General features: G+C 57.6%; 14 protein-coding genes. 7 read left to right on the top strand and 7 right to left on the bottom strand.

The genetic code is table 11. The features are described 5' to 3' along the window. Nucleotides 1–33: 33 nt before the first annotated feature. On the bottom strand, nt 34–612 hold the full coding sequence (locus tag ACW5W8_RS16525) for a single-stranded DNA-binding protein (protein WP_498628840.1): 579 nt from the start codon (nt 610–612) through the stop codon (nt 34–36). A gap of 370 nt (nt 613–982) precedes the next feature. On the opposite strand from ACW5W8_RS16525, the gene uvrA reads away from it, so the two are divergent. Together uvrA and ACW5W8_RS16535 are read left to right on the top strand one after the other, a co-directional pair. Next, the gene (gene uvrA / locus ACW5W8_RS16530) at nt 983–3811 is read left to right on the top strand and encodes an excinuclease ABC subunit UvrA (RefSeq protein WP_498628842.1); all 2829 of its coding nucleotides are present in this window, start codon (nt 983–985) and stop codon (nt 3809–3811) included. A 120-nt stretch (nt 3812–3931) separates the two neighbouring features. Further along, a complete protein-coding gene (locus tag ACW5W8_RS16535) occupies nt 3932–5608 on the top strand; it encodes a diguanylate cyclase (protein ID WP_498628844.1) in 1677 nt (558 codons plus the stop codon). Here ACW5W8_RS16535 and ACW5W8_RS16540 read toward each other — a convergent pair. Further along, entirely contained in the window at nt 5605–5736 is a 132-nt protein-coding gene (locus ACW5W8_RS16540) for a hypothetical protein (RefSeq protein ID WP_498628846.1), read from the bottom strand. The two genes, ACW5W8_RS16535 and ACW5W8_RS16540, sit on opposite strands and share 4 nt — an antisense overlap. A gap of 319 nt (nt 5737–6055) precedes the next feature. On the opposite strand from ACW5W8_RS16540, the gene ompW reads away from it, so the two are divergent. The 3 genes from ompW to ACW5W8_RS16555 all read left to right on the top strand — a co-directional run bounded on the left by ompW (nt 6056) and on the right by ACW5W8_RS16555 (nt 10348). Further along, a complete protein-coding gene (gene ompW, locus ACW5W8_RS16545) occupies nt 6056–6691 on the top strand; it encodes an outer membrane protein OmpW (protein WP_498628865.1) in 636 nt (211 codons plus the stop codon). A 223-nt stretch (nt 6692–6914) separates the two neighbouring features. After that, nucleotides 6915–8894: a HAMP domain-containing methyl-accepting chemotaxis protein gene (locus tag ACW5W8_RS16550; RefSeq protein WP_498628848.1), complete on the top strand. Its 1980-nt coding sequence runs from the start codon at nt 6915–6917 to the stop codon at nt 8892–8894. Between the two features lie 8 nt (nt 8895–8902). Beyond that, nucleotides 8903–10348, top strand: coding sequence for an ABC transporter substrate-binding protein (locus ACW5W8_RS16555; protein WP_498628850.1), 1446 nt, complete (start codon nt 8903–8905; stop codon nt 10346–10348). Between the two features lie 79 nt (nt 10349–10427). On the opposite strand, the gene ACW5W8_RS16560 is transcribed toward ACW5W8_RS16555, so the two are convergent. Beyond that, a complete protein-coding gene (locus ACW5W8_RS16560; RefSeq protein WP_498628852.1) occupies nt 10428–11228 on the bottom strand; it encodes a GNAT family N-acetyltransferase in 801 nt (266 codons plus the stop codon). Nucleotides 11229–11557: 329 nt separating this feature from the next. Here ACW5W8_RS16560 and metF point away from each other — a divergent pair, with 329 nt between their 5' ends. Then, nucleotides 11558–12448, top strand: coding sequence for a methylenetetrahydrofolate reductase (gene metF / locus ACW5W8_RS16565; RefSeq protein ID WP_033138589.1), 891 nt, complete (start codon nt 11558–11560; stop codon nt 12446–12448). A gap of 69 nt (nt 12449–12517) precedes the next feature. Here metF and ACW5W8_RS16570 read toward each other — a convergent pair whose 3' ends face one another. Together ACW5W8_RS16570 and ACW5W8_RS16575 are read right to left on the bottom strand one after the other, a co-directional pair. Then, on the bottom strand, nt 12518–13582 hold the full coding sequence (locus ACW5W8_RS16570) for a DUF3103 family protein (protein WP_139403460.1): 1065 nt from the start codon (nt 13580–13582) through the stop codon (nt 12518–12520). Between the two features lie 122 nt (nt 13583–13704). Beyond that, nucleotides 13705–14880, bottom strand: a complete 1176-nt coding sequence (locus tag ACW5W8_RS16575) for a benzoate/H(+) symporter BenE family transporter (protein WP_498628855.1) — start codon at nt 14878–14880, stop codon at nt 13705–13707. 119 nt (nt 14881–14999) lie between these two features. On the opposite strand from ACW5W8_RS16575, the gene ACW5W8_RS16580 reads away from it, so the two are divergent. Continuing rightward, nucleotides 15000–15569 (top strand): helix-turn-helix domain-containing protein, encoded by a 570-nt coding sequence (locus tag ACW5W8_RS16580; protein ID WP_498628857.1) that lies wholly within the window; start codon nt 15000–15002, stop codon nt 15567–15569. 16 nt (nt 15570–15585) lie between these two features. Here ACW5W8_RS16580 and ACW5W8_RS16585 read toward each other — a convergent pair whose 3' ends face one another. Beyond that, on the bottom strand, nt 15586–16782 hold the full coding sequence (locus tag ACW5W8_RS16585; protein ID WP_498628859.1) for an NnrS family protein: 1197 nt from the start codon (nt 16780–16782) through the stop codon (nt 15586–15588). 192 nt (nt 16783–16974) lie between these two features. Further along, nucleotides 16975–17187 (bottom strand): hypothetical protein (locus ACW5W8_RS16590; protein WP_498628861.1); only part of this gene is annotated, 213 nt, incomplete at its 5' end.

Consider the following 17187-nt stretch of genomic DNA (forward strand, 5'->3'; position numbering starts at 1 on the left):
CTGAGTTATCAGGGCCTTTTCAATATTCTGTTCTTAAAACGGGATGTCGTCGTCGAAATCCATCGGCGGCTCGTTGTAGACCGGCGGGGCAGACTGGGGCTGCTGGGCCGGACGGCCGTAGCCACCCTGCTGCTGCATGTTTTGCTGCGGTGCGGCGGCCGGACGCTGTTGGTTCATCGGCTGCTGCATGGCTTGCTGCGGTTGACCCCAGCCACCTTGCTGGCCACCCATGTTCTGGCCCATGCCCTGACCGCCTTGCGGACGGCCACCCAGCATCTGCATGACGCCGGTGAAGCTGTCGACCAGCACTTCAGTGGTGTAGCGCTCCTGGCCACTCTGATCCTGCCACTTGCGGGTCTGCAGTTTGCCTTCGACATAGACCTGGGAGCCTTTCTTCAGGTACTCGCCAGCCACTTCGGCCAGCTTGCCCATGAAGACGACGCGGTGCCACTCGGTGCGCTCTTTCTGCTCACCGGTCTGCTTGTCGCGCCAACTTTCAGAGGTGGCCAGAGTAATGTTGGTCACAGCACCGCCACTCGGCATGTAGCGTACTTCCGGGTCTTGCCCGAGGTTACCGATCAGAATGACTTTATTGATGCCTCGACTGGCCATAATCTCTCTTCCACCTTTATATTCCGGTCAGGCAAGGCCTGGACCCACTAAATAAGTTACCGCGCTTTTTTCATGACCATGTCGTTATCATATTGAACAGCATGGTTTTTCTATAACCGTTGCAGCAATCAGAGTGCTCGTTTCGCGTGTTCTGATTCAGGTTTAGCCCCCAATAGTAACAGTTGATCACTCTGCGGGCGAGCGCTTGCTGGTGTGGATTGGGGGCAAACTCGCTGCCTTGGTCAGGGTGTGACGAAGGGGCTATCCATCGTAAAAACGGATAGCGGCGATAGATAATGCCTGTCTATTCATCCAGTAGTCTCTATGCCATACTGACTCGCTCAGGTTTCCGTATCGAGCGTGCAACAAGATGGAAAAGATCGTGGTCCGGGGTGCTCGCACCCACAACCTCAAGAACATCAATCTGACTCTGCCCCGCGACAAGCTGATCGTGGTCACCGGCCTCTCCGGTTCGGGCAAATCCTCTCTGGCGTTCGATACCCTCTATGCCGAGGGGCAGCGCCGCTATGTGGAATCGCTCTCCGCCTATGCCCGCCAGTTCCTCTCCCTGATGGAGAAGCCGGACGTCGACCATATCGAGGGGCTTTCGCCCGCTATCTCCATCGAGCAGAAATCGACTTCCCATAACCCGCGCTCGACCGTCGGTACCATCACCGAGATCTACGACTACCTGCGTCTGCTGTTCGCCCGGGTCGGTGAGCCACGCTGCCCGACCCATGCCATTCCGCTCGCCGCCCAGACCATCAGCCAGATGGTGGATCAGGTGTTGGCTCAGCCGGAGGGGAGCAAGCTGATGCTGCTGGCCCCGGTTGTGCGCGATCGCAAGGGTGAGCACACCAAGCTGCTGGAGAACCTGGCGGCCCAGGGCTACATCCGTGCCCGCATCGATGGCGAGGTGTGCGACCTGTCTGACCCTCCCGCGCTGGAGCTGCACAAGAAGCACACCATCGAGGTGGTGGTGGATCGCTTCAAGGTGCGCGATGACCTGGCGCTGCGTCTGGCCGAGTCGTTCGAGACGGCGCTGACCCTCTCCGGTGGCATCGTGCTGGTGGTGCCGATGGACGGGGAGGAGGGGGTTTCCCCCATGACCTTCTCCGCCAACTTCGCCTGCCCGGAGTGCGGCTACTCCATGTCGGAGCTGGAGCCGCGCATCTTCTCCTTCAACAATCCGGCCGGTGCCTGCCCGACTTGTGACGGCCTCGGGGTGCAGCAATATTTCGATCCGGCCAAGGTGATCGGCGATCCGGCCATCAGTCTGGCCAATGGCGCGATTCGTGGCTGGGACAAGCGCAGCTTCTACTACTTCCAGATGCTCAAATCCCTCTCCGAGCACTACAAGTTCGATCTGGAGACGCCGTGGGAGGAGCTGCCGCCGAAGACTCAAGAGGTGATCCTGCGCGGCTCCGGTCGCACCGAGATCGAGTTCCGCTACATGAACGATCGCGGCGACGTGGTGGTGCGCAAGCACCCGTTCGAGGGGATCCTGCACAACATGGAGCGGCGCTACCGGGAGACCGAATCCAACTCGGTGCGCGAAGAACTTTCCAAATACATCGCCAACAAATCCTGTACCAGCTGCGGTGGCAGCCGACTGCGGGAAGAGGTGCGTCACGTCTTCGTCGACAACCGCAACCTGCCGGCCATCGCCGAGCAGTCCATCGGCGATGCGCTCGCCTTCTTCGAAGGGCTGAATCTGACCGGCCAGCGCGCCCAGATTGCCGAGAAGATCCTGAAAGAGATCGTCGAGCGGCTTGGCTTCCTGGTGAACGTGGGCCTCAACTACCTGAGCCTGTCGCGCAGCGCCGAGACCCTCTCCGGCGGTGAAGCGCAGCGCATTCGACTGGCCAGCCAGATCGGTGCCGGTCTGGTCGGCGTCATGTATGTGCTGGACGAGCCCTCCATCGGTCTGCACCAGCGCGATAACGAGCGGTTGCTCAAGACCCTCACTCATCTGCGGGATCTGGGCAATACCGTGATCGTGGTGGAGCATGACGAGGATGCCATTCGCCTCGCCGACCATGTGCTCGACATCGGCCCGGGAGCCGGGGTGCATGGCGGTGCCATCGTCGCCCAGGGCACACCGGAGGAGATCATCAATAATCCCGAGTCACTCACCGGTGACTACCTCTCCGGTCGCAAGCAGATCGCCATTCCGGCCGAGCGCACCCCGCTCACCGGCAAGTGGCTAAAACTCAAGGGGGCGAGCGGCAACAACCTGCGTAACGTTAACCTGGATCTGCCCATCGGGGTGATGACCTGCGTTACCGGCGTCTCCGGCTCCGGCAAGTCGACCCTGATCAATGACACCCTGTTCCGCATCGCCCACCGCGAGCTCAACAAGGCCACCGAGTCCACCCCGGCGCCCTATCGCAGCGTGGAAGGGCTTGAGTACCTGGACAAGGTGGTGGATATCGACCAGAGCCCTATCGGCCGCACCCCGCGCTCCAACCCGGCCACCTATACTGGCCTGTTTACCCCGATCCGCGAGCTGCTCTCCGGCACCCAGGAGGCCCGCTCGCGCGGTTACCAGCCGGGCCGTTTCTCCTTCAACGTGAAAGGGGGCCGCTGCGAGGCGTGTCAGGGGGATGGCGTTATCAAGGTGGAGATGCACTTCCTGCCGGACGTCTACGTGCCGTGCGACGTCTGCAAGGGCAAGCGCTATAACCGCGAGACTCTGGAGGTAAAGTACAAGGGCAAGAACATCCACGAGATCCTCGAGATGACGGTGGAAGATGCCCGGGAGTTCTTCGATCCGGTACCCGCGGTGGCGCGCAAGCTGCAGACCCTGATGGATGTGGGCCTCTCCTATATCCGCCTCGGCCAGTCGGCCACAACCTTGTCTGGTGGTGAGGCGCAGCGGGTCAAGCTCGCGCGGGAGCTCTCCAAGCGGGATACCGGTCAGACTCTCTACATTCTGGACGAGCCGACCACCGGGCTGCACTTCCACGACATTCAGCAGTTACTCAAGGTGCTGCACCAGCTGCGGGATCGGGGCAACACCATCGTCATCATCGAGCACAATCTGGATGTGGTGAAAACCGCTGACTGGATCGTCGATCTGGGGCCAGAGGGCGGTGCCGGTGGTGGCCGGATCCTGGTGACGGGGACACCGGAGGCGATTTGCGACAATGAAGAGTCTCATACAGCACGTTTTCTGCGGCCGCTGTTGACGCGATAAGCCGTTATAATCGAGGGGCCTTTGGCCCCTTTTTTTATAAAAATCGGGAGCATGGAGGCGCGGCTCGTGTAATGCGGGCAGGCTGGGTATCACGCATCATGGTCATGGATATATCGGGTTATGGCTCAGGCTCCGCGCACGATTGATCATCAGTTGGCTTACTCCATGCTCCCCATCTGGCTGGGGGCGATCCTGCTATTACTGATCCTGCTGGCCTGTGCCCAGCTACCGGCGGCCACCCGGATTGAAGAGCAGCGGATGAAGGAGCATTTGCTGCGGGTGAGCAAGGCCGTGCAGACCGACGTTGCCGCTTTGGATGCATTCAGTCGGGATTGGGGCATCTGGGATGATAGCCACCGTTTTGTGGGCAACAAAAACAGGTCGTACATCGAGTCCAATCTGTTCAATGACATGCCGATGCGGGATTTTAGTCTCAACCTGATGAGCTTCATGGATCTCACCGGCTACGAAATCTGGACGCGTACTCTGCTGCCCGATGCGCCCGGGATCAATCCTGATCAGTTTCCCTATTTCCTCGACGAGCTGAAAAAACAGCTCAAAGAGCAGTCTATGGCGCAGGGTGTGGCCAACCTGCATGGCATTCGAGCCTCCCAGTGGGGGCCACTGATGTACTCCTGGCAGCCGATCAGAAACAGTGACGGCTCTGCGCCGTTCAACGGTTTTTTGTTGGTGATGCGTTGGCTCGATACCGCTTATCTCGAGCAGGTATCGCAGCGTACCGAGCTGCCACTGGCGATCTCCCATACCAATCTGGATGTCACCGCCTCCTTCAAACCGTTGAAACCGCAGATGACCTATCGCCTTATTGACTTGGGTCTGAGTCGGCTGAGGGGAGAGGTGCGGCTGCTCAACAGCGATAGCCTGCCAGTGTTGACCCTGGTCATTGAGGAGGATCGCAAAGTATTGGGCAGTGTGTTGGAAGGGGCACTCTGGACGTTTATTGGCATGCTGTTTATCAGTTTTGTCTGCGTCATGATCGCCATGTACCGGCTCAACAGCATTGTTCTGACCCCTCTGCAGCAACTGGTGTCGGCGTTGCAGCGCTTTGGTGATCGGCCAGATGCCACCTTGATCCCTTATATCGACAGCAGTGCCGAGATGGCAACCCTGAGTGGCAAGTTCAGGGAAATGGCCAGCAAGGTCAGTCAGCAACATGATGATTTAATAGAAAAATCGAGTCAGATGGAGATGGCGGCGTTGACCGACCCCTTGACCCGTTGCTTCAATCGCCGCTATCTGGATGGCTGGTTGAAGGCGAATCGGGCCAAGCCTTGTCTGCTGTTATTGCTGGACCTTGATCATTTCAAGCGGATCAATGATCGATTTGGTCACGACATCGGGGATCTGGTGTTGACGCAGTTGGTAGAGCTGTTGCGCAAACTGGTGGTGAGTGACGTCGAGCCGATTATTCGACTGGGGGGAGAGGAGTTTTTACTGCTGTTGCAGGTGGATAACGAACAAGAGTTGGCACTGCGTGCTGAATACCTCAGGCTTCGTGTGGCCCAGCACCGCTTTGGTTGCGAGGATAGGCTACTATGGCTGACGGTGTCGCTGGGGTACTGTCGCTATCCGTTGCATCCGGAGTGCCCGGATTCCTTCTGGAGTCACAGTTTCAAACTGGCTGATATGGCGCTCTATCAGGCCAAACTGGGGGGGCGTAATCGGTGGTGCGGTTATAGCGGTTTCCCGTCACCTCGCGATTTGATGGGCTTGACCCCGGAACAGCTTGCCGAAGGGGGGCGGGTTACCCTGCAGCACTCTGCAAACCCGGATTAACCCTGCCGTACCAATACCAGATAGGCCAGGGCGACAATAAAACCGAGCAGGATAAAGAGAAAGGATCCAATTCCCCACATGGCCGCGAGAAAGGCCCCCACCTTTTGCCATCTCGACTCATTCTTCATAAATAAACCATTACTTCATAATAACTTGTGTGGCACAAAAATACGCTTGTTTGCCCATGTTAACAACAATTAATCGTTGTCCTGCACGGCTGTAAGATGTTGCTTGCATGCCTCTTTTGGCGTTAGGCGCAGGCCTTCCTGGATGAGTACGTGGCTTGTTATCTGGGGTGGCTGCAAGATTGGGATGGGGCGCAAAGATGTCACGGCAATAGATTTATTTCTGCGTAACATTTGTCTCAAGTCAATAACCTGGTGTTTACAAGGGCATATAGTCAGCGGGCTTACAGCATCAAATGAAAACAAAAAAAGGGATTACGTGATGAAAAAATTACTTCCTCTGATGATTGCCGCTGCAGTGATCTCTCCTTTCGCCATGGCCCATCAGGCTGGCGATATTCTGGTTCGTGGTGGTTTGGCCATCGTTTCTCCTCAGGAGAGCAGTGATGATGTGCTTAACAGCGGCGAGTTTCAGATCGACAGCAATCAACAACTTGGCCTGACCCTCGGTTATATGATCACCGACAACTGGGGTGTTGAGTTGCTGGCTGCAACCCCGTTCTCCCATCGTGTGAGCACTGCTGGGTTGGGGGAAATTGCTAAGGTTAAGCATCTGCCACCTACATTGATGGCCCAGTACTATTTTGGCGATGCCAAGAGCAAGGTTCGCCCGTATGTTGGTGTGGGCGTGAACTACACCACTTTCTTTGATGAAAAAGCGGTCGGTGCATTGGCACAGCTGGGTGACGTCAACGTGAGTCTGGATGATTCATGGGGTCTGGCTGGGCAGGTTGGTATCGATATGGCGATCACTGACCGCTGGTTTGTAAACGGTTCAGCCTGGATCATGGATATCGATACAGATGTGAACGTCGATGTGAATGGCAGCCGTGCTGCGACCATTAAGACTAACATCGACCCGATGGCCTTTATGGTGGGTGTTGGCTACCGCTTCTAATGATTCTGACTGCGGTTCTGAAAGGATCGAGGAAGATAGCAAAGTACGTCTCTTTCAGCCCGGCTTGTGCTGGGCTTTTTTTGTTTGGCTGATTTTGTCTGGACTGTGATCCAACCCGATACAAATCAATTAAATACCTGCCCCTATATTTCAGTTATTCGCCACCCCTGCCGATAGTGACTATGTTCACGTTACCTTCCCCCCAATGAGTGAGGATGTCTCCATGGGTTTATCTATCGTGCAGCGGATCATCGCCGGATTCGTGTTGATGCTGCTGTTGCTGATCCTGCTTGGTGTGATCAGTACTTTTAAAATCAAGGGTATAAATGACGGCCTCTCTGCCGTTTCTGATCGGGCAACCCCGCTGGTCGTGGCTGTCGCCGGTCTCAAGGGGACACTGCAGGATAGTAACCGCTGGGTGCTGGTCTACCGCACCAGTGAAGATGCCGCCCAGTTGCCGCAGCTGGCCAATCAGTTCAAGGAGCAGCAGAACCGCTTCGCCCAGCTGAGTCAGGAGATGGGTAAATTTACCGATGTCGCAGATGCTCGTGCCCGCTTCCAACAGGTCGAGAGTGCTACCACCCAATTTTATGGCTTGGCGGATCAGGTGTTGGCCCAGCATCGGCAGTGGGTCACTGCACTGGAGCAGCGCCACAAGCTGGAGATGGAATTTATCCGTCTTGAGGATACCTACCAGTGGGCGGCGGATCTGCTGCTGCAACAGACCGCCAGCAAGCGCTCAATGCGCAACAAGGCGGAGCTCATTACCTCGGGTATCGCTCGCGATCTGAAGAATATCCGCCGTGCCGATGCCAAAACCGACCTGAACGAGTTGGAAAAGGTGTTGAGCAAGGACATCGAGATGGCCCGCAAGCGGTTGGAGCGGGTACTGGTGCCCGATGATGTGAAAGCGCGCTTTGTCTCCAATCTGGATCGGATGCAGGAGCTGGCACTTGGCACTCAGGGCTTGCTGGCAACCATGCGTCAAGCCCAGCAACTGGAGCTGTCGCTGGCCACGCAAAATCAGCAACTGGATGCCAGTCTGGTCAACAGCCTCAATTTGCTCGATGAGATGGGCAAGTCCGCCGGTGCCATCGCCAGCGATAGCCGGATCAATGCCGATGCAGCGGTCAGTAGCGCCAGCTTCTGGATCCTGGTGGTTGCCGCGATGTCGGCCGCTGCGGCGCTGGTGATCGGCTATACCACGGCGCGCAGCATTCAGCGTCCGTTGCAGATGATCAACAAGGAGCTCGATTACATGGCGGCCGGTGACATGACCCGCCGCATCAACTACCGCAGCAGTTGCGAATTTGGCAGCCTCTCCCGATCTATCGATACGCTGGCGGGCAAGACCGGCGAGCTGCTCTCGCAAATCAATGCGGGTTCCCGCCATCTGGTGGATGAGGCGAGCCGCGCCGCCGAGATTAGCGAGCGCGCCATGTCCCGAGTGCAGGAGCAGAAGAGCCAGACCGATCAGGTGGCCGCCGCCATTACCGAGCTGGAAGTGAGCGCCACCGAGGTTGCCCGCTCTACCGATGGCGCCAAGCGGGAAGTGGATCTGGCCGATGAAGAGGCGCGCAGTGGTCGCCAGAAAGTGGCTACTACTCGCCAGATCACCGAGCAGCTGGCTGGCGCCATGGAAGAGGCGGTCGGGATCACCTACAAACTTGGGGAATTCAGTAACAACATCGGCAGCATTCTCGATGTGATCCGCAGCATTGCCGAGCAAACCAACCTGCTGGCGTTGAACGCCGCCATCGAAGCGGCCCGTGCTGGCGATGCTGGTCGCGGTTTTGCGGTAGTGGCCGATGAGGTACGGGCGCTGGCCAATCGCACCCAGACCTCGACCGAAGAGATCCAGGAGATGATTGAGAACCTGCAAAGCTCCAGCAAGCATGTGGTTGAAGTGATGGGGCGCAGCCAGGAGCAGACCCAGAGCTGTGTCGAGCAGACTCGCGAGATGGATGTGGCGTTGCAATCCATTGCCGATCGGATGGGGGCCATCAAATCGATGGCTGATCAGGTGGCCCATGCTGCGCAGGAACAGATCTCCGTCAGTCAGGGTGTCGCTCGTCATATTGCCGGTATTGCTGATGTGGCATACGAGACCGAGCGGGAGGCGCGTGAATCCGCCAGCAGTAGCGAAGTGCTGGCCGACCTGGTCGCCAAACAGCAGCAATTGATCGCACATTTCAAGGTCTAGGAGGGCTTATGTCTAAAAAGTGGATTGGAGCCCTGAGTCTCCTGTTGTGTGGCCAGCTGATGGCCAGCGAGCTGGTGATTGAAAGCTGGCGAATCGATGACAAGGCGTTGTGGGAGCAGAAGATAATCCCGGCGTTTGAAGCGGCGCACCCCGGCATTAAGGTGAGTTTTCACCCGGTGCAGAACGTCAACTATATGCCGACTCTGCAAGAGAATCTCAAAGCGGGCAAGGCGGGGGATCTGATCACCTGCCGTCCATTTGATGACTCGCTCGCCCTGTTCAAAGCGGGCCATCTGGCCGAGCTGACCGAAATGGCAGGGATGGAGAACTTCCCGAGTTTTGCCCAGTCGCCCTGGCAGACTGATTCCGGAGCCCAGACCTTCTGTGTGCCGATGGCCTCGGTGATCCATGGCTTCTTCTATAACAAGAAAATATTCAGTGAGTTGGGACTGACATTACCGCAAACCCGCGACCAGTTCTTCGCCGTGCTGGACAAGATCAAGGCCGACGGTCGCTATGTGCCGCTGGCCATGAGCGGTTCCGAGAGCTGGGTTGCCTCCGAACTGGGGTTCCAGAACATTGGCCCCAATTACTGGAAAGGGGAAGATGGTCGTCTGGCACTGATCGGCGGGCAGGAGCGGTTGGACAACCCGCCATATGTGAAGGTGTTCGACGAGCTGGCCCGCTGGCGTTCCTACCTTGGCGAGGGGGCCGAGAGCCGCGATTATGCGACCAGCAACGAGCTGTTCACCTCGGGCAAGGCTGCCTTCTACGTAGCGGGCTCTTGGGAGATTGCGCCCTTTACTGGCAAGGTCGATTTTGGCGTCATGCGTCCGCCGGTGGCCAAGCAGGGGGATGGCTGTTTCTTTACTGACCACACCGATATCGGTATGGGGATGAACCCGGCCAGCAAGAACAAAGAGGGGGCGATGGCCTTCCTGCAGTGGCTGACAACGCCGCAATTTGCCGAGCTCTATACCAACTCGCTGCCGGGATTTTTCTCCCTCTCCAACCACTTCTTCGATGTCACCAATCCGGCGGCCAAAGAGATGATGGAGTGGCGCGATCAGTGTGACTCGACCATTCGGGTCGCGACCCAGATCCTCTCCCGTGGTACGCCCAAGTTGGGGGATGAGCTGGCCGAGGTGAGTCAGGCTGTGTTGCTTGGCAAGATGGAGCCCAAGGCTGCCGCGGATCGACTGGAAGGTGGCTTGAAGGGCTGGTATGCCCCTCATCAGGGTAGCAAGGCCAAGAGCGCAGATTGTCAGTGTGATGTCGTTGCCCCGGCCCCAGTTTCAGCGCCGGCGGCACCGGCTGTGAGCGAAACGCCAGCCGTGGTGGCACCCACGGTGACTCCTGCAGAACCTGCATCCGCAGCGACGGCGCCAGTCCCCGCTCCTGCGGCTGAGGTGGAGCAGGCGCTCTCGAACGAGCTGGAAGCGCCGCAGCAATAAATAAGTCATCTGCCTAAAAACAAGCGGGAGGCATCAGCCTCCCGTTTTTATTGATGGCTTGCGGTTATTGCGAATGACGCTATTGTGCGTCGTGCGGCCAGCGGCAGAGGCTGCCGATGCGGGCAACCGGTGCAAACCCCAGAGAGCGGTAAATGCGCTGGGCATGGTAGTGCTCGTCGGCCACGATGATCAGTTGGTTGGCGCGGGCCAATCCTGCGCGAGCTACCTGACTGAGCAGTTGACGGCATAGCCCCTTGTTGCGCCAAGCCTGGTGAGTTCGTACCAACTGGAAGCGCCCAAGTGTGCCGCAGAAGAAGAGACCACAGCTGGCGACCAGTTGCCCCTCTTGCCAGATCCCCCACCAGTCCCCGAGCCCATCGGCAATCATGGCCTGATAGAGCGCCTGACGGGATTTCAGATAGGGGAGATAGCTCTGTTCCGAGTGTCCCTCATCTCGCTCATGGAGTTCGAAGTCGAGCCACTCAGGCCAATCAGCAGTTATGAAGGGACGGGCCTGAACCTTGTCCATGTCGCCGTCAGGAAGTGGGCAGCCCTGCTCATCCAGCGCCAGCACCACGCACTCCATATATTGGTATCCCGTTGCGACAAAACCGGCGATCCGGCTGTTTTGCCCGGCTGCCAGTGGCCATTGAAAGGTGCGGTGGCGCACTCTGGGATCCTGGCCGATCAGCTGATCAAACGCGGCCTCCAGCCAGCCTTTGTCACGGTCGCTGGGCGGGGTGGGGAGCAGCAGGTAGTTGCCGAAGTAGTAGTCGGGAGCATCCGGCGTGCGAACCGCCCAGAACTGATCGTGCCGAACAACCTCGCCCTGATAGCGATCGAACAGCAAGTCGGTGGCAAAGCCGGGGTGGGTATCCATGATGGTGCTCCTGCAAAGACTCATTCTGTTATCGGCAGGAGTGGGAAATAGATGAAAAGGGGCCGGAGAAACCTCCGGCCAAACAATCACACGCAGATTCAGAACGTCCAGGACGATCTGCCCCCATCATAACTCGACTGGGGTGATTTTGGGATGGGCACTTTTCGGTTACGTACCGTTAATTTTGTAAATATGAAGTTCGTCGGATCGGATGTGAGGTAAATCCCTGTTGACTTTGTATCGTTTTCCTCATAAATATAAAGACGTTTAGACGTCCAAACATCCGTTTTGGCGTAGGCAGATGGATTGCAGGACAGGGAGAAGAGCAGATGGGATTTCACAGTGCACGTCAGGTTGAGGCACTCAACCAGAGCTTGGCAGATTTGAATGGCGATATATCGGTCAGTTTCGAGTTTTTTCCGCCCAACAGTGAAGGGATGGAGAATACCCTCTGGCAGTCCATCGAACGGCTGAAAGTGCTGGAACCCAAGTTCGTCTCCGTCACCTATGGCGCCAACTCCGGCACCCGAGATCGCACCCACAAGGTGATCAAGGATATCAAGGAGCGGACCGGCCTGATTGCGGCGCCGCACCTGACCTGTATCGATGCCAGTCGCGATGAATTGCGTACCATCGCCCGCGATTACTGGAACAGCGGTATTCGTCATATCGTGGCTCTGCGCGGTGATTTGCCGCAGGGGTTGGACAAGCCGGATATGTATGCCACCGATCTGGTTGCCCTGCTCAAGTCAGAGGCCGATTTCGATATCTCGGTTGCCGCCTATCCGGAAGGCCACCCGGAGGCCAAGAGTGCGCAATCCGACCTGCTCAACCTCAAACGCAAGATCGATGCCGGTGCCAACCGTGCCATCACCCAGTTCTTCTTCGATGTGGAAACGTACTTGCGCTTTCGGGATCGTTGCGCCGCCATCGGTATTGATGCCGAGATCGTGCCGGGGATCCTGCCGGTCTCCAACTACCAGACCCTGGCCAAGTTTGCCGGTTTTACCAACGTGAAGATCCCGCGCTGGATGCATCAGCGTTTCGAGGGGCTGGATAACGATCAGATGACCCGCAATCTGGTGGGGGCGAGCATCGCCATCGATCAGGTGCGCGTGCTGAGTCAGGAAGGGGTGAAGGATTTCCACTTCTATACCCTGAACCGCTCGGAGCTGACCTATGCCATCTGCCATACTCTGGGGGTTCGTCCCAAGGGCTGACCTGTGGTCACCGTGATAAAAGCAAAAAGCCAATGAGTTGCTCATTGGCTTTTTCGTTATGGCCGATTATCAAGGTCTGGTCGGGGCGATCTCTTTTGGCTCGAGATCGATAACCGCATTACCGGCAGCCCCCGGATACTGGTGATAGACCTGATCCTGCTCCAGGGTGTAGAAGGTATCCAGATAGTCGTCGTTGTTGGTCATCCAGGAGTCGGGCAGCGCCTTGACGATGCGACCGCCGAGATCGAGGAAGGGCAGCGCTTCCGGCACTCCACCCGCAGTAAAGCCGAGTTTGAGGGCTTCAATCAGCAGGGCGCTCAGCTCCTTGTAGTTGACGTTGTCATCCTGCTCCATCATCACCACGTCGACGGCACCCCAGCGATAGCGATCCCAGTAAACCAGGATCTGGTTGGGGGTGTAGTCTGTGTTGTCATAGTCGAGGTAGGGCATGTCGACAATATCGACTACTGGCTCATCCCGACTGGGATTGACCCCTGCGACCACCGCATACACTTCGGCCGCGCCGAGCAGCCAGGGCTCCTGATCATCCTTCAGTCTGATCTTTTTCAGGATACTGGTCTTGAGTGGCGCTGTGCTGGCCGCCACTCGCGGAGCGCTTTGCAGATCCGCATCGGCCAGCGCCTTGCGCATCACCTTCAAGCCTGCGTTCTTGGCTTTGACGGGATCGGCTTCGACTACCAGAACCGGCCGGGCCGGTGCCTTGTCCACATCCAGATAGACGGGATTGCCAGCGCTGTCGAACGCTTCAATGGCGCTCCAGCTCTTCTCATCCCCGCTCGGAACATAGGCGACCAGCGGTTCGACCCCCTGCTGCAGCGCGGCGGCCTGATCGGTGTTGGCCAGCCGCAACTGCATCAGTTGCTTGACCTCGCCATCCAGTCCTTGCCGGCTGATTGCCGCCTGGTTGGCATCGCTCGCCTGCCGCTTAAGGCGCGGGCTGGCCTTCTGCAGCAGGTTGGGAAGCGGGCTCTGGTATTGCTGATTGCTCAGCAGGGGCAGCAGGTTTTTCTGCTGAAGTGCGAGCTGGCGAGCCAGCTCTCGATCCGTATCGGCAGCCTGGACGCTCGTAGCACCCAGTATGGCCAGTAGTAACAAGACAGCCTGATTTTTCATTTTTATACTCCGTTGCATGGAACCTGACAGGGCACCATGTCCGGGAAGATTGGTACCCTGGCACCACTAGAAGGAAATTAGTTTCACTTGTGAATCATTTTATCTGGATAGTGTGCAGAGGCTCACGGTTTGAGGTTCAATTGATTCCTTTGTCGATATGATTGGAACTGATAGATAGCCAGACCAATCAGCAGACCCCAGCAGGCTGCCGCGATGCCGAGCAGGCTGATCCCGGACGCGGTAATGATAAAGGTGAGCAGCGCAGCTTCTCGCGCTTCATCCTGTTGCAAGGCAGAGTGCAGGCTGCTGCCGATGGTGCCTAGCAGGGCCAATCCAGCGACGCAGGTGACAAGGGCTGCCGGAAAGGCGCTAAACAGGGCCGCGACGGTCGCGCCGAAGCAGCCGGTCACGAGATAAAAGCAACCCGCCCAAACCGTAGCAGGCCAGCGGCGCTTGGTATCCGGGTCGACCTCTTTGCCCATGCAGATGGCGGCAGTGATGGCGGCCAGATTGAAGGCATAGCCGCCAAAAGGGGCGAGCAGCAGGCCAGTCAGGCCGGTCCAGCTGATCAGCGAGGAGGTGGCAGGCTGATAGCCGTGGGCCCGCAAGATGGCAATTCCCGGCATGTTTTGCGATGTCATGGTGACAATGAACAGCGGCAGCGCGATACCAAACAGAGCATCAAGGGAGAAGGCTGGCCATGTCCAGAGCGGGCTGGCGAGTTGCCAGTGTAGAGTTGCCAGCTGCAAATCCCCCCGCACGCTGCAGATCAGCATCCCAACTCCCAGTACCAGCACCATGGTATAGCGGGGCCAGAGATGACGACCCAGCAGGAAGGCCAGCAGCAGGGTGCCAAGCAGCAAGGGATCTTGCGGGGCGACCTTGAACAGATCCAATCCGAATCTGAGCAGCACGCCAGCGAGCATGGCGGCGGCCAGTGGAGCCGGGATATGTTTCATCAAACGGTCTAACCAGCCGCTGATGCCACACAGAGTGATCAGCAGGGACGAGATCACAAAGGCGCCGATGGCTTCCGCCAGAGTGAAGTTGCCCAGCGTGGTGATCAGCAGTGCCGCGCCCGGTGTGGACCAGGCGGTTAGTATGGGTATGCGGTAATAGAGAGAGAGGCCGATGCAGCTCACCCCCATGCCGATCCCCAGCGTCCAGAGCCAGGAGGCAACTTGGGCAGTATCAGCACCCGCTGCCGTGGCGGCCTGGATGATCAGGATGACGGAACTGGTGTAGCCGACCATCACGGCGATAAAGCCTGCGACCAGATGGGGGAGGGCGAAGGGCATGACTCTTCCTCTTGGCGTTGTGACGCGCTGTGCGTTATTACGTACAATACTGCTTTGACTATATCGCTGTGCGCTATAGCGCACAGGGCGCATCGTGCAAGAGTAATAAAGAGGCAGTTATGCAAGAGATGAGTCAGCATCTGGCTGCTCGACTGAAGGGGCTGCGCAGCGAGCGCGGCTGGAGTCTGGATGCCGCCGCGCGCGAAACGGGTGTCAGCAAGGCGATGCTGGGGCAGATTGAGCGGGGGGAGTCCAGCCCGACGGTGGCGACACTGTGGAAGATTGCGACCGGTTTTCGAGTCTCATTTTCCAGTTTCATCGAGCCCACGCCAGCCGCCCAGGAAGAGGTGCTCTATCGCACCGCCGATGCCATTCGTCAGCAGCCAGCGGGAGAGGGCATGCAAGTGGCGCCGCTCTTCCCTTATGAAAAACGGTTTGGCTTCGAATTGCTTGAACTGACCTTGTTGCCGGGTTACCAGCGTGAATCCGAGCCCCATGAGCCGGGGGTGACCGAGCATGTCATCGTCATCAGCGGCATGATGGAGGTGCTGGTGGAAGGGGAGTGGCGCTCACTGGTGCAAGGGGAGGCGGTGCGTTTTGCTGCCGACCGTCCCCACGGTTATCGCAATCTGGGCATAGCCCCGGCGATCTTCCACAACCTGATCCACTATCCGGTGGCAACACCCTGAACATGTTCCGCAGTCATCAACCCGGTCGACCATCTGCTCTGGGGCGGATCAGTATCGGGGTATAGACCCAGACAAACAGACCATAGGCAGCGATCCAGGCAAGCGCGCTGAGGTTCCAGCCATGCAGGGTATAGGCAGGCCAGAACAGCGGAATCACCACCCGCATTGTGGCGGCGGCGATAACCAGGGCGAATGCGCCAGTGATCCTGCGTCCTACCTGCAAGGCTCGACCGCTATGGCCGAGGGAGACTCGTGCAATCATGCCCAGGATCATGGTCCCCATACAGCCTGCGCTGAGCAGGTGGCTGGCCATCGACAACGTGATGGGCAGACCCGCGCTATGTGCCGCAAGGGCGAACAGGCCAAGAGGGATAAACAGATAGGCGAGATGGAGTGACCACAGCAGGGGATGCGCAAGGGTCGATGGCAGATGCCAACGTAGTTGCCGCCACAGATGCAAACTCGCTGCCACTATATAGAGAGGCACTATATATATGCTGGTGATCCATTGGGTGGGGAGCAGCAGCCAGCACAGCAAGATAAGCCACAGTGTCGCGAGCGCCGCCCGCTCCAGCCAGAGCTGAGGTGCGTTTTTCTCCTGACCGGTTGCTCGGGCGGTGAAGAACGGAATCACCCTTCCACCCATCACGGCGATCAGGGTGGTAAACAACAGCACAGTGGTAATCAATAGGTGCTCAACGGTGGTCCAATCGACCTGCCATAACCAGCTGGCGCCATTGAGCAGGGTCAGTATCAGCAACAGGGGCACGAAGAAGAGGTTGCGCCATTGCCGGGTTATCAAGATAGGCTTGGCAAGGAACCAGGCGCAAAGCGGCAGCCAGAGCAGGTCTGATACCATCAGGATCATGTTTTCTTCACCCAGCCAGGGTAACAATGTCCTTGGCAATATCCACAACCCCACCACCATTGCCAATGGCCAGCTCCGAACACCGGGATGGGCCGTCCAGTTCTGTACCGCGGTGAGCAGAAAACCTGCGACGATGGCAGCCCCGAAACCAAACAACATCTCATGACCATGCCACCAGATCGGGTTGGCAATCCCGGGCAAGGTAAGCCAACCGTTGAGCTGCCCCAACCAGAGCAACATGCCGACGGCAGCAAACAGAGCACCGAACAAGAAGAAGGGTCGGAACCCCAAGCGGAACAGCGGGACGATTTGCTCTTCCTTATGGCTATCGAGGATTTGATGCATGAGGGCATTCCAATTAAACATTTGAGATGGCAATTATAAATTGGCTTTTCAAATGTTCAATTTAAATCCGGCAATAGTCAGAATTGATGCCATTTCGAGCAAAAAAAGAGGTGGTTGCTTGATATCTGAGCGAACGAACTTTTTTGCTGAAAAAGCCCTTGTCATCCCGGCGCGGCTCCCTATAATGCGCCCCTACCAGCACGGCGGAACACGCCAACCTGATGAGCCAGCTTCCTTGTGAAACAGGCGCCGAAAGAAAAGCGAAAACAATCGCTTGACTTTCGAAGTGAGGGGTGTAGCATACGCCTCCTCAACGCGACAAGCGTGACGCTCTTTAACAATTTGAATCAAGCAATCTGTGTGGGCACTCACAGCATCGAACATCAAAAACAATTTTTGATTTTC

The organism is Aeromonas aquatilis, assembly GCF_054052405.1.

Bases quoted from the DNA above. Each gene is read 5' to 3' on its own strand.
- ACW5W8_RS16580 (WP_498628857.1), top strand. From the start codon at position 15,000: ATGCAAGAGATGAGTCAGCATCTGGCTGCTCGACTGAAGGGGCTGCGC.
- ACW5W8_RS16570 (WP_139403460.1), bottom strand. From the start codon at position 13,582: ATGAAAAATCAGGCTGTCTTGTTACTACTGGCCATACTGGGTGCTACG.
- ACW5W8_RS16525 (WP_498628840.1), bottom strand. From the start codon at position 612: ATGGCCAGTCGAGGCATCAATAAAGTCATTCTGATCGGTAACCTCGGG.
- ACW5W8_RS16555 (WP_498628850.1), top strand. From the start codon at position 8,903: ATGTCTAAAAAGTGGATTGGAGCCCTGAGTCTCCTGTTGTGTGGCCAG.
- ACW5W8_RS16575 (WP_498628855.1), bottom strand. From the start codon at position 14,880: ATGCCCTTCGCCCTCCCCCATCTGGTCGCAGGCTTTATCGCCGTGATG.
- ACW5W8_RS16585 (WP_498628859.1), bottom strand. From the start codon at position 16,782: ATGCATCAAATCCTCGATAGCCATAAGGAAGAGCAAATCGTCCCGCTG.
- uvrA (WP_498628842.1), top strand. From the start codon at position 983: ATGGAAAAGATCGTGGTCCGGGGTGCTCGCACCCACAACCTCAAGAAC.
- ACW5W8_RS16540 (WP_498628846.1), bottom strand. From the start codon at position 5,736: ATGAAGAATGAGTCGAGATGGCAAAAGGTGGGGGCCTTTCTCGCGGCC.
- ACW5W8_RS16560 (WP_498628852.1), bottom strand. From the start codon at position 11,228: ATGGATACCCACCCCGGCTTTGCCACCGACTTGCTGTTCGATCGCTAT.
- metF (WP_033138589.1), top strand. From the start codon at position 11,558: ATGGGATTTCACAGTGCACGTCAGGTTGAGGCACTCAACCAGAGCTTG.
- ACW5W8_RS16535 (WP_498628844.1), top strand. From the start codon at position 3,932: ATGGCTCAGGCTCCGCGCACGATTGATCATCAGTTGGCTTACTCCATG.
- ompW (WP_498628865.1), top strand. From the start codon at position 6,056: ATGAAAAAATTACTTCCTCTGATGATTGCCGCTGCAGTGATCTCTCCT.
- ACW5W8_RS16550 (WP_498628848.1), top strand. From the start codon at position 6,915: ATGGGTTTATCTATCGTGCAGCGGATCATCGCCGGATTCGTGTTGATG.